Origin of the sequence: Dactylosporangium aurantiacum (genome assembly GCF_000716715.1) — a bacterium.
Classification (GTDB): domain Bacteria; phylum Actinomycetota; class Actinomycetes; order Mycobacteriales; family Micromonosporaceae; genus Dactylosporangium; species Dactylosporangium aurantiacum.
The window spans coordinates 49,127-60,696 of record NZ_JNYJ01000004.1; the positions used below are offsets into that span (position 1 = coordinate 49,127).

Genomic DNA, 11,570 nt, shown 5'->3' on the forward strand with positions numbered 1-11,570 from the left:
GCAGCGGCCGTCGACGAGCCGGTCCAGCTCAGACGTGGCCTTTCAGGGACTCGTCGTAGATCACCGCGGGTGGCGGGTCCAGCAGGTCCTCGGCGGCCCGGCTGAAGGTGCTCGCGTCGCGGCGGCGGCGCAGCTCCACGGTCACCGAGTCGCACGACGCGCCCCCGGACAGCGCCGCCACCGCGCCCGAGGGCAGGAGGAACACCGCGTCGCGGGTGCCGATGGCGTGGTCGGAGGGGCGGGCGGCGATGCCGACGACCGTGGCGTTGACCACGGCCGGGCCGAGCAGCAGGGTGACCCGTTCGCCGGGGCGGACGTCGTGGGCGGCCGCGGTCCGCTCGTCGATCAGCAGCTGGGCGTCCGTCGCCGGGTACGTCCCCGACCGCACCTGCGACCAGCGCAGTCCCGGCCGGGCGGCGGCGGTCAGGACCGTGGCGCCGCTGAGCACCCCGCGGGAGGTGACGGCGGTGACGCCGTACAGGGTGGTGCCGCACTCGACGGCGGCGGCCTGCGGCAGGGCGGCGATCCGGTCGACCTGGCGCGGGGTGAACCTGCCGACGAGCCGGACGTCGGCGTCGCCGGGCAGGTCCGCGAACCGGGCCGAGCCCTCGTACCGGTCGAGGACCACGAACGCCGCGACCGCGGCCGCAGCGACCACGACGACGGCGACGGCCGTCCGCTCCCCGCGCATGCCGCCGACGGTACCGGAACCGTCACCCACGGTCGGCGCGCCACGCAGGCCGAGGGGTCAGGCGGCGCGGCCCAGGTAACGCAGCAGGGTCACGGCCGGGCCACCGGCGGCCGGCAGCGCGGCGGCGTAGGCACCGTACGCCCGCAGCGGCTCGACGATCTCCCGGGCGACGGGCAGCAGCCGCGCGGCGAGGTCGTCGGACAGCGGCGACGGCCGGCCCGTGGCGACGGCGACGTCCCAGGCGTGCACGGCCGCGTCGAGCCCGCACGCCCCTGCGCCGATCCAGCCGGCCAGCTTGCCCTGCGGCAGCGGCGTCGGCGCCTCGGTGGCGTCGGCGGGGATGGTCGCCCAGGCCGCGGCGGACGCCCGCATGGTGCCCTCGACGAACGCCACGAACGCGTCGAGGTCGCCGTCCAGCTCGCCCGACGGCGCGAACGGGTCGAACGACGGCCAGCCCTCGCCGGTGATCGTCGCGGCGAACCCGAGCTGGTCGCCGGCGGCGTGCTGCAGGACCTGGGTGACGTTCCACCGCTCGCACGGCGTGGGCAGCAGCAGGTCGGCCGGGCGCAGGTCGGCGAGCACCGCCCGCAGCGCCGCGTGCGACTCGTCCAGGACGGTCCAGGTGTTCGAGCTCATCGCGTACTCCTCAACTCGGTGACTACGATCAGCATACCAGAACGGAATGTTCCATTCCACTATCAGGGCAGCGAAAAACGCCCCGTCAGGCGACATCGAGCGTGGCCTTGCGGCGGCTCTCGCGCTCGAACCAGGCGAGCAGGCCCAGGCCGATCACCACGTACAGGGTGCCGAGGGCCGCCTCGGCGAGCACGTCGTCGCGGACCGAGGCCAGGCCGGCGCCGGCCGCGACCTCGCGGGCCGCGGCGATGCCATGGGTCAGCGGCAGCCACCGCGCGACCGCGGCCATCCAGCCGGGCAGGTCGGACAGCGGGACGTTGACGCCGGCGAAGACCAGCAGGACGCCGACGACCAGGTTGGACAGGACCGCGACCTCGCGCACCCGTAGCGACAGGGCCGCGTTGGCGAGACCGAGCCGACGCGGCGGCGCACCTCGCGGGGGCGGGCTTCGACGTCGTGGCCGAGGACCTCGATCCGGCCGCTGGTCGGCAGCAGCAGCGTGATGAGCATCTTGATCGTCGTGGTCTTGCCGGCGCCGTTGGGCCCGAGCAGGCCGAACAGCTCGCCGCGCTCGACCTGGAAGGAGATGCCGCGCACGGCGTCGACGACCTTCTCGGTGCGGCACAGCCCGCTGCGGGTGCGGAAGACCCGCCGCAGGTCGGACACATCGATGACGCTCATCCCCGCCCCCGGTCCAGAATGCTGCGGCGACCCTAGCACCGCCGCGGCGGGCGGCGCTGTCCGTTACCCGGCGCCCTCGGCGCGCAGGTGGCGGCGCTGGACCTGACGGCGTTCGCGCAGGACGGCGGCGAGCCGGTCCGCGGCGAGCGGCGGGTGGAACAGGAAGCCCTGCGCGGCCGTGCAGCCCAGGGCGGCCAGGGCGGCGCGCTGGTCGGGGTTCTCCACGCCCTCCGCGACGACGCGCAGCTTGAGCCGGAGCCCGAGCTCCACGGTGGCCCGCACGATCGCCTCGGCCTTGGGCGAGTCGATCATCTGCGCGACGAACTCCCGATCGATCTTCACCTCTTGTACGGGCAGCCGCGTGAGCACCGTGAACGACGAGAACCCGGTGCCGAAGTCGTCGACGGCGAGCTGGACGCCGAGGCGGCGGATCCTGGCGAGGACGTCGTCGATGACCGGCGACTTGGACAGCATGACGGTCTCGGTGATCTCCAGTACGAGCAGCTCGGCGGGCAGGCGGTGCCGGGCGAGCAGGTCGCCGATCGCCTCGGGCAGCTGCCGCTCCAGCAGGCTGCGGGCGGAGATGTTCACCGACACGGGCACGGCCAGCCCGGCCCGGCGCCAGCCGGAGGCCAGGCCGATGGCGCGGTCCAGCACCCACTTCGTCAGCGGGCCCATCAGCTCGCTGGCCTCCACGACCGGCAGGAACTGGCCGGGGGCGAGCAGCCCGCGCCGCGGGTGCTTCCAGCGCACGAGGGCCTCGACGCCGGTGATCTGCTGGGCGCCGGGCGCGAGGGACACGGCGGGCTGCAGCTCGACGGTGAGCTGCTCCTCGGCCTGCAGCGCCTCGCGCAGCTCGGCGAGCAGGGCGAGGCGGTCGGTGCTCGCGTCGTCGCGGGCCGCGTCGTACCAGGCGACCGGCTGGATGGCGTGCTTGGCCTGGTACATGGCGATGTCGGCGCGGCGCAGCAGCTCGGTGAGGTCGACCTCGCCGGCGGCGGCGACCACCACGCCGATGGACGGCTCCTTGGACAGCAGCACCCCGTCGACGCACATCGGCACGCCGACCTGCGCGCCGAGCTTGCGGGCACGCTCGACGGCGGCGGCGAGGGCCAGGTCGGCGCCGCCGGTGTCGAGGTCGGTGATGAGCAGCGCGAACTCGTCGCCGCCGAGGCGGGCGAGCAGGTCACCGGTGTTGCCGGCCTCGGCGACCCGGCCGGCGATGACGCGCAGCACCTCGTCGCCGGCGGCGTGGCCGAGGGCGTTGTTGACCTCTTTGAAGTCGTTGACGTCCAGCAGCAGCAGGGCGACGGGGTCGTCGGGGCCCCGGCGGCGCAGCATGACGTTGCCCCGCGACAGCAGCGCCGCGCGGTTGAACAGCCCGGTCAGCGGGTCGTGGATCGCGTCGTACGTGGTGCGCTCGCTCATCGTGCGCAGCTCGTCCTGGGTGACCGCGTCGTGCAGCGCGGCGGCGAGGGCGTCGCCGAAGGCGTCGAGCATCCGCTGGTTGCGGGCGCGCAGCCGGCCGAGGCCCGTCAGCTGCAGCTCGCCGACGGCCACCGGGCCGACGGCGAGGGTGTGCGTGAGCGGGGTGCCGGGGTCCGCGGCGCCGAAGGCGGTGCCGTCGGCGAGGACGACCCGGGCGCCGGTGACGCCGAAGAGGCGCCGGGCGCCCTCCACGCCGGCCTCGGCGGTGCCGCGCACGTCGAGCCGGTTGAGGTCGCGGGTCGCCTCGGCGAACTCGTGCCAGGTGCGGCGGTCCTCCCGGTCGCCGAGGCGGCTGGCGTACACCTGTTGCAGCAGCCACAGCACGGGCGGCAGGACCAGCAGCAGCAGCGCGTCGGTGAGGCAGGCCCAGACGACGACCAGGCCGACCGCGATGTTGCCGATGACCATGAGGAGCTTGCCGCGCAGCAGCTCGACGGCGACGGTGGCCGGCCTCCCGCCGCGGGAGGTGGCGACGTGCGCGGCGACCAGGCCGATCGCGACCACGCAGTACACCAGCGCGCCGGCGCACAGCGCGACCACGCCGCGCTCGGTGAGCGGCGCGCCGTGGACCGGCTGGACGAGCACGGTGGTCGCGGTGGCCAGGCTGCCGGCGACGGTGAGGGCGGAGACGCTGTAGAGCAGGTCACGGTGGCTGCGGAGGCGCCCGGCGCGGGCGTCCACGAGGCGCAGGACGCTGTGCGACACGCCGACGCCGGCGGCGACCACGAGCGGGATCGTCGCGGCCGGCAGGTTGACGCACAGCACGACCATCGCCGCCTCGCCCCAGGCGAGGGTGGCGTGCCCGGCGCCGGCGCGCACCCGCAGGCGGGCGAGCTGGGCGAGGACCACGACGCCGAAGCCGGCCGCGACCGCGGCGAGGACGCCGGGCGAGGCGCCGGCGGTGTACGCGGCGGTCGGGATCCCGGCGGCGAGCGCCACGGCGACGGCCACGCTGACGGCAGCGGCGGACACGACCGCGGCGGTGAGCCGCGCCGGAACGGGTCTCATCGATGCGCCGAATCGATGAACGACAATGACGCTAAGCGGTTGACCGCCTGCGGAGCGTGAGCGGATATCCGGACGAACGGGGTGACCACCATTTGCCCCCCTTCCCTGCCCCACAGGGAGACGCGTCCTGGGAAAGGAACGCGCACCCCGTGAAGGCTAAAGCACGGAAGAAAGGCACAACAGTGGTCAGTGCCGCGATTCTGGCTGCGGCCCGCCGCCGTGGTCGACCTCGTCGACCGAGGTGGCGGGTTTGTCGGGATCCGGGAACTCGGCGGGCAGGCGGCGGATCCGCGCGGTCATGTTGCGGATCAGCAACACCGTCGCGATGGCGAGCAGCACGATGATGAGCAGCCCCATCGGGCCGGCCAAACCGCCCGAGCGGGTGTCCCCGAAGTTGTTCTCGGCGAGGAACTGCAGGGCTTGCATCTGTCTACCTTACGCCCGCGAAAAGATCGTCTTCCGGCGTGCGGGTGTCGACGTGCGACTTCACCAGCTCGTAGTCCTCGGTGGGCCAGATCTTCTGCTGGATGTTGAGCGGGACCGCGAACCAGAAGCCGTCCGGGTCGACCTGGGTGGCGTGCGCGCGCAGCGCGTCGTCGCGGGCCTCGAAGAACTCGCCGCACGGCACCCGGGTGGTGACCCGGTCGCCCTTGTCGTCGCGCTCCTCCCACCGCTGCAGCCACTCCGTGTACGGCGACTCGCCGGTCGCCTCGATCATCGCCTCGTGCAGGGCGAACATGCGGGCCTTGGACCAGCCCATGTTGTAGTAGAGCTTCAGCGGCTGCCACGGCTCGCCCTGGTCGGGGTAGCGGTCCGGGTCGCCGGCCGCGTCGAACGCCACCATGCTCACCTTGTGCGTCATGACGTGGTCGGGGTGCGGGTAGCCACCCTCCTCGTCATAGGTGGTGATCACGTGCGGGCGGAACGAGCGGATCAGCTTGACCAGCGGCGCGGCCGCCTCCTGCGGGTCCATCAGGCCGAAGCAGCCCTCGGGCAGCGGCGGCAGCGGGTCGCCCTCCGGGAAGCCGGAGTCGACGAAGCCGAGCCATGCCTGCTGGACGCCCAGGATCTCCCGGGCCCGGTCCATCTCGGCGCGGCGGATGGTCGCGATGTTCTCCCAGACCTCCGGCCGGTCCAGCTTCGGGTTGAGCACGCTGCCCCGCTCGCCGCCGGTGCACGTGACGACCAGCACCTCGACGCCCTCGGCGGCATAGCGCGCCATCGCGGCAGCGCCCTTGCTCGACTCGTCGTCGGGATGCGCGTGCACCGCCATCAATCGCAGTTGCTCGCTCACGAGCTCTCCTCAAGGTGATCGTCAACCCCGCTGCGGGGGCGCCCCGGGTTACGACCCTATTGTGGTCGGTACCTCCGACGAAACGACGAGGACCGTCTTCCCGTGACCGAGACGCACGCCACAGCCAAATACCCGCCCGGCCGATACGGCCGCCGCCGGGAGCCCCGGCCCCGCCGCACCTGGCTGGTCGCGCTCGTCGCCGCGCTCGCCGCGGTCGCCGGGGTGCTCGTCGCGGTGAAGCTCTTCCAGCAGTACGGGCCGCAGGAGTACGAGCCGCAGGTGCAGCGGTTCTACGCGATCAGCGACGACGGCATCACGGTCGACTTCGTGGTCCGCAAGGACGCCGCGAAGGAGGCGACCTGCCGGGTGCGGGCCCGTTCGGCCAGTGGCGAGGAGGTCGGCCTGGCCGAGGTGGACGTGCCGGCGGGCGCGGAGACGCTGGTCACCTACCGCCTGGCCACCAGCGACCGGCCCGTCACCGTGGAGGTCCCGGCGTGCGGCCCGCGCCGCACCCGCTGACCACCCGCATTTTCCATGGCGGTCGTGATGCGGCTCACTGGTACTTTGGTGGTTTGACCGAGCGTGCCCGTGAGGAGATCTTCAGTGTCGACCACCGACGGCGACCAGGGGACAGTCTGGCTGTCGCAGGAAGCATATGACCGGCTGCAGGCCGAGCTGGACGAGCACATCGCCAACCGGCCAGCGCTTGCCGCGGAGATCAACGCACGCCGCGAAGAGGGCGACCTGCGCGAGAACGGCGGCTACCACGCCGCCCGCGAGGAGCAGGGCAAGGCCGAGGGCCGCATCCTGTACCTGAAGGAGTTCCTGCGCAAGGCGGTCGTCGGCGAGGCGCCGACGAGCAACAAGGTCGCGCCCGGCACCGTCGTGACGATCCAGTTCGACGACGACGAGGACGACACCGAGACGTTCCTGCTGGGCTCCCGGGAGATCGCGGCGACGACGGATCTCACCGTTTACAGCCCCGAGTCCGCGCTCGGCAAGGCCATCCTCGGCGCGGGCAAGGGTGACCAGGTGAAGTACACCGCCCCGAGCGGCGCCGAGATCAAGGTGAAGGTCATCGCCTTCGAGCCGTTCGCGGGCTGAGCCCCTTCGCCGGCCCCCGCCCGCGGAGGGCCACCGGATTTGCGGCCGCGCCCCCGTCCGGGGCGCGGCCTCACAACGCCCTGAGGGTCCGCGCCGAGCCGGCGCTGTGCTTGGCCAGCTCGGCGTCGATCCGCTCGTTGCGCGCCGCGTCGAGCACCAGGGCCGCCGACCCGCCCGCGGTCGCCTCGACCAGCCGCGCCCGCAGCCCCGCCGGCGGATGGGTGGCGAACAGCGCGGTGTCGCGCTCCGTCGCCGCCTCCCGCCGCGCGGCCAGCTGCGGCCGGAGCTCCGCGAGCAGCTGCCGGGTGGTCTCCGGCCACTCGGCGACCGGCCGCCCGGCGCGGGCGTCCCGCTTGATCAGCATCATCAGGCTGTCCCGCACGACGATCACGTCGAGCAGGTCGACGGTGGCCGCCCGGCCCGCCAGCCGCGCCGCGACCAGATCGGCGCGGTACTCGGCGCGCTGACCCTCCCGCAGCGCCAGCACGGCGAGGGCGGTGCGCGGCCCCCACAGCAGGGCGCGCAGCACGGCCTTCACCACGTTGAGGATCGGCACGGCGACCCAGTTGACCAGGAACGCGTCGCTCCCGCCGCCGGTGTCCCGGGTGGGCTCGGGCAGCAGCAGGGCGTCGAGCTCGGCGAGGGTCGTCAGCGACGGCTGGACCAGCAGCCCCCGGCGCGGGTCGCCGTTGACGAAGTGACCGAGCTCGTGGCCCAGCAGCGCCGCGCGTGACTGCCGCGGCAACGCGTTCCACAGCGGCAGCCCCAGCACCAGCACCGGACGGCGGCGCAGGCCCACCACACCGGCCGCCGCGCCGAACTCGTCGCCCTCGACGTACACGCGCGGGACCGGCGCGCCGAGCACCGCCGCCGCCTCACGGACCAGCCCGTGCAGCTGCGGCGCCGCCGCCTCGGTCACCTCGGTCGCGTACCTGGGCACCCGGCCGGTGCGGGGGCGCAGCAGGACCGCGAGCGCGATCAGGCAGAGCCCGGCGACCGCCCCGGGCACCGAGACCGTGCACAGCCAGACACCGGCGCCGAACAGGGCCAGGATCAGCGCGTACAGCAGCAGCGAGGACACCACGAGCACCACGGATCCGGTGGTGGTGGTGGCGCGGCCGCCACCGTCGCGGAACGCCTCGAAGGTGGCGAGCGTGTGGCGGCGGGCGGAGCGGTGCGCGAGGCGGTCGAAGATCACATCGATCTTCTACGCGCCGAACGTCACCGTGTACCCAGCCGAACGGAGCGCGGTGACCAGCCGGTCGGAGTGTTCCGAGCCGCGGGTCTCCACCGACAGGTGGATCTCCACCTCGCCGAGCTGCAGGCGGGGGTCCTGGCGGCGGTGCGCGACGTCGACGACGTTGGCGCCGTGCTCGGCGATCTGCGTGAGGATCTTCGCCAGGTGGCCGGGCCGGTCGCCGCAGCGCACGGTGAAGGCCAGGTAGCGGCCGGCCGCGGCGAGGCCGTGCTCGATCACCCGCAGCATGAGCATCGGGTCGATGTTGCCGCCGGACAGGACCGCCGCGGCGGGCGTCTCGACCGTGACGGCGCCGGCCAGCAGCGCCGCGACGCCGACGCTGCCGGCCGGCTCGACGACGGTCTTGCCGCGCTCGAGCAGCATCAGCAGCGCCCGGGAGATGTCCTCGTCGGTGACCGTGACGACCTCGTCGACGAGCTTGCTGACGTGGGAGAACGTGAGGTCGCCGGGGCGGCCGACGGCGATGCCGTCGGCGATCGTGCCCAGCGCGGCGAGCCGGACCGGGCGCCCCGCGCGCAACGACTCCGGGAACGCGGCGGCACCGGCCGCCTGGACCCCGACGATGCGCACCTCCGGGCGCACCGCCTTGACCGCGGCGGCGAGGCCGGAGATGAGGCCGCCGCCGCCGATGCCGGTGACGATGGTCCGCACGTCGGGCAGCTGCTCGACCAGCTCCAGGCCGAGGGTGCCCTGCCCGGCGATGATGTCGGGGTGGTCGAAGGGGTGGATCAGCACCGCCCCGGTCCGCTCGGCGAACTCGTGCGCGGCCTCGAGGGCCTCGTCGACGGACGTACCGGCGAACTGGACCGCGGCGCCGTAGTTCTTCGTCGCGGCGATCTTGGGCAGCGGCGCGCCGACCGGCATGAAGACGGTGCTGGTGGTGCCGAGCAGGCCGGCGGCGAGGGCGACCCCCTGCGCGTGGTTGCCGGCGCTGGCCGCGACCACGCCCCGGCGCCGCTCCTCGGCGCTGAGGCGGGCGATCCGCACGTACGCGCCGCGGACCTTGAACGACCCGGCGCGCTGCAGGTTCTCACACTTGAGCCAGGCGGGGCCGCCGAGCTTCGCGGTGAGGGGCCGGCTGGGCTCGACCGGCGTCCGGCGGATCACGCCGGACAGCAGGTCACGTGCCGCTTCGATGTCAGCGAGCGACACGAGCTCAAAGGGGACATCCGTCATTCCCTGATCGTGCCACCCGCCGCCAGCGGCAGCACCACCGTCCAGTCGTCATCCGTGCCGCGCAGCGCCCGCAGGGTCGCCCGGGGCACCGCGGCGCCCCGGATGCGGGCGACCCGGCCGTACTGCGCGCTGGTCACCCTGGCGATCAGCACCAGCGCGGACACGGCCGCGACGACGCCGAGCACCGCCGCCGGCAGGCGCAGCAGCAGCTGCCGGCCGAACAGGTGCGACACCAGCGCCCCGTCGACGGTCCCACCGGCGGCGACCCGGTCCCGCACGTCGGCGATCTCGCGCAGGTTGTCCAGGCCGGCGAGCGCGCCGAGGACGGCCGCGGCCAGGGTGACCAGCAGGCTCACCCACCACAGCCAGGTCAGCACCGTCATCCTGCGGCGCAGCGCCGGGGCCCGGCCGACGCTGCCGACGGCGACGTCGCGCAACGGCACGGCGGACGTCGTCCGGATGCCGAACGCCGCCAGGTTGGACCGGGCCCGGCGGGCCCACCCGGCGAAGACCGCCCACGCGGTGAGCACCGCGGCGGCGAGCACGGCCCACGCGCCGAGGCGCACCGCACCCGCGACGGCGCTCGCGTCGCCGCCCGGCCGGTGCGCGGCCCAGATGTCGGCGAGCGGCACGAACGCCACGCAGAGCTGGGCGAGGGCGGCCGCGGCGACGGCCAGCATCGCCGCCGTCGCCCAGCTCGAGATGGCCCTGACCTGCCGCCCTGCCGGCCGCTGTGCCTGCCGTCCGGGCTGCTGCCCTGCCGGCCGCCCTGCCTGTCGCTCTGCCTGTCTTCCTGCCTGCCTTCCTGCCTGCCGCACCGTCACCGCCGGGCGGCCATGCGCGGCCAGCCGGGCGCGTGCCGGCGCCACGGCGCGGCCTGCTCGACCTGCCCGGCGAGGGCGAGCAGCAGCAGCTCGGCGCCCGGCGGACCGACCAGCTGGACGGCGGCCGGCAGGCCGTCGGCGCGCACGCCGACCGGGATCACGACCGCGGGGAACCCGGCGAAGTTCCAGGGTGCGCTGTAGGGCGCGTACCGGGCGTTGACCAGCATGTTCGCCGACCAGGAGCGCGCCGACCAGCGCTCGGCGCGCGGCGGCGGGCCGGCCAGCGCCGGGGTGACGAGGACGTCGAAGCCGCCGCGGAGGAACCAGTTGTGGCAGCGCTCCCGCCACTCGTCGCGGTCGGCGGCCCTGACCAGGCCGCGGCGCAGGGCCCGCTCGCCGAGGGCCGCGTGGCGGCGGGTGCGCCGCTGCAGCCGGGCCGCGTCGAGGCCTTCGGCGTCGGCGTGGGTGCCGGCGAACCAGGTGGCGAGGACCTTGGCGGCGAGCACCGGCGGGTACGTGGGGTCGGCCCGCACGGCGTCGTGGCCGAGGCCGAGCAGCAGCCGCCCGGCGTCGCTGAGCCCCTTGCGCGCTCCGGCGTCGGGGAACACGCCGGCGGCCGGGCTGCGCGGCGACACCGCGATCCGCAGCTTGCCGGGTGCCCGCAGCGGCTCCGGGGCCCGGCCGGCGAGCACGGCGAAGCCCAGCGACGCGTCGCCGACGGTGGTGGCGAGGATGCCGTTCTCGGCGAGGCCGTGCCAGTCGTTCGTGCCGATCCCGGCGGGCACCACGCCCCGGCCGGGCTTGATCCCGACGAGCCCGCAGCACGCGGCCGGGATCCGGATCGAGCCGAGCCCGTCGTTGCCGTGCGCGATCGGCACCAGCCCGGCGGCGACCGCGGCGGCGGACCCGCCGGAGGAGCCGCCGGGGGTCCGGTCGGTGCGCCACGGGTTGCGGGTGATCCCGTCAGCGTCGTCGGTGAGCGCCCAGATGCCCAGCTCCGGCATCTTCGTCACGCCCACGACGATGGCGCCCGCCCCGCGCAGCCGCCGGACCACCTCGTGGTCGTGGTCGGCGACCGGCCCGCGGGCGGCCGCCGAGCCGTGCCACGTCGGCAGGCCGGTGACCGCGACGTTCTCCTTCACCGCGATCGGCACCCCGGCGAGCGGCAGGTTGCGCAGCTCCGGCTGGTCGTCGACGATCTCCGCCTCGGCGATCGCCTCCCCGGCGCGCACCTGCCGGAACGCGCCGACGACCCGGTCGTACGCGCGGATGGAGTCGAGGTGGTCGGCGACGACCTCCGTGGCGGACGTGTCACCACGGCGCACCGCGCGGGCGATCTCCCGCGCGGTGGCGCCGACCCAGGTGGTGGAGCGGTGCAGCATCTGAAACACCTTTCCGGCCGTCGATGGC

Annotated in this window: 14 protein-coding genes; 3 read left to right on the forward strand and 11 right to left on the reverse strand. The window is 74.6% G+C overall.

Features of this window, described 5'->3' with window-relative positions:
* Positions 1 to 28: 28 nt before the first annotated feature.
* The 4 genes from OP18_RS04960 to OP18_RS54800 form a co-directional block, all read right to left on the reverse strand.
* A complete protein-coding gene (locus OP18_RS04960; protein WP_156089304.1) occupies positions 29 to 691 on the reverse strand; it encodes an ABC transporter permease in 663 nt (220 codons plus the stop codon).
* A gap of 57 nt (positions 692 to 748) precedes the next feature.
* Entirely contained in the window at positions 749 to 1,327 is a 579-nt protein-coding gene (locus OP18_RS04965; protein WP_033357543.1) for a TIGR03086 family metal-binding protein, read from the reverse strand.
* Positions 1,328 to 1,412: 85 nt separating this feature from the next.
* A complete protein-coding gene (locus OP18_RS58550) occupies positions 1,413 to 1,691 on the reverse strand; it encodes an ABC-2 transporter permease (protein WP_245635268.1) in 279 nt (92 codons plus the stop codon).
* Entirely contained in the window at positions 1,586 to 1,888 is a 303-nt protein-coding gene (locus OP18_RS54800; RefSeq protein ID WP_245635269.1) for an ATP-binding cassette domain-containing protein, read from the reverse strand. The genes OP18_RS58550 and OP18_RS54800 overlap by 106 nt, the downstream gene beginning before the upstream one ends.
* On the opposite strand from OP18_RS54800, the gene OP18_RS60320 reads away from it, so the two are divergent.
* Positions 1,784 to 2,044 (forward strand): hypothetical protein, encoded by a 261-nt coding sequence (locus tag OP18_RS60320; RefSeq protein WP_245635273.1) that lies wholly within the window; start codon positions 1,784 to 1,786, stop codon positions 2,042 to 2,044. The genes OP18_RS54800 and OP18_RS60320 overlap by 105 nt on opposite strands.
* Positions 2,045 to 2,071: 27 nt before the next feature.
* On the opposite strand, the gene OP18_RS04975 is transcribed toward OP18_RS60320, so the two are convergent.
* The 3 genes from OP18_RS04975 to mca all read right to left on the reverse strand — a co-directional run bounded on the left by OP18_RS04975 (position 2,072) and on the right by mca (position 5,798).
* Positions 2,072 to 4,504, reverse strand: a complete 2,433-nt coding sequence (locus OP18_RS04975; RefSeq protein ID WP_052386240.1) for a putative bifunctional diguanylate cyclase/phosphodiesterase — start codon at positions 4,502 to 4,504, stop codon at positions 2,072 to 2,074.
* 186 nt (positions 4,505 to 4,690) lie between these two features.
* Positions 4,691 to 4,930 (reverse strand): hypothetical protein, encoded by a 240-nt coding sequence (locus tag OP18_RS04980; RefSeq protein WP_033357544.1) that lies wholly within the window; start codon positions 4,928 to 4,930, stop codon positions 4,691 to 4,693.
* 4 nt (positions 4,931 to 4,934) lie between these two features.
* Entirely contained in the window at positions 4,935 to 5,798 is an 864-nt protein-coding gene (mca, locus tag OP18_RS04985; RefSeq protein WP_033357545.1) for a mycothiol conjugate amidase Mca, read from the reverse strand.
* 102 nt (positions 5,799 to 5,900) lie between these two features.
* Between mca and OP18_RS04990 the strand changes: the two genes are divergently transcribed.
* Together OP18_RS04990 and greA are read left to right on the forward strand one after the other, a co-directional pair.
* Entirely contained in the window at positions 5,901 to 6,317 is a 417-nt protein-coding gene (locus OP18_RS04990; protein ID WP_033357546.1) for a DUF4307 domain-containing protein, read from the forward strand.
* Positions 6,318 to 6,401: 84 nt separating this feature from the next.
* Positions 6,402 to 6,902 (forward strand): transcription elongation factor GreA, encoded by a 501-nt coding sequence (gene greA, locus OP18_RS04995; RefSeq protein ID WP_033357547.1) that lies wholly within the window; start codon positions 6,402 to 6,404, stop codon positions 6,900 to 6,902.
* Positions 6,903 to 6,972: 70 nt separating this feature from the next.
* Here greA and OP18_RS05000 read toward each other — a convergent pair whose 3' ends face one another.
* From OP18_RS05000 to OP18_RS05015, 4 genes are all read right to left on the reverse strand, one after another.
* Positions 6,973 to 8,100, reverse strand: a complete 1,128-nt coding sequence (locus tag OP18_RS05000; protein ID WP_052386241.1) for a M48 family metalloprotease — start codon at positions 8,098 to 8,100, stop codon at positions 6,973 to 6,975.
* Positions 8,101 to 8,109: 9 nt separating this feature from the next.
* Positions 8,110 to 9,336 (reverse strand): threonine ammonia-lyase, encoded by a 1,227-nt coding sequence (ilvA, locus tag OP18_RS05005; protein ID WP_033357548.1) that lies wholly within the window; start codon positions 9,334 to 9,336, stop codon positions 8,110 to 8,112.
* Positions 9,333 to 10,016 carry a hypothetical protein gene (locus tag OP18_RS05010; RefSeq protein WP_033357549.1) on the reverse strand — a complete coding sequence of 228 codons (684 nt, stop codon included), beginning with the start codon at positions 10,014 to 10,016 and terminating at the stop codon, positions 9,333 to 9,335. The genes ilvA and OP18_RS05010 overlap by 4 nt, the downstream gene beginning before the upstream one ends.
* A gap of 140 nt (positions 10,017 to 10,156) precedes the next feature.
* Complete coding sequence (locus tag OP18_RS05015) at positions 10,157 to 11,542, reverse strand: amidase (RefSeq protein WP_033357550.1); 1,386 nt, start codon at positions 11,540 to 11,542, stop codon at positions 10,157 to 10,159.
* Positions 11,543 to 11,570: the final 28 nt, after the last annotated feature.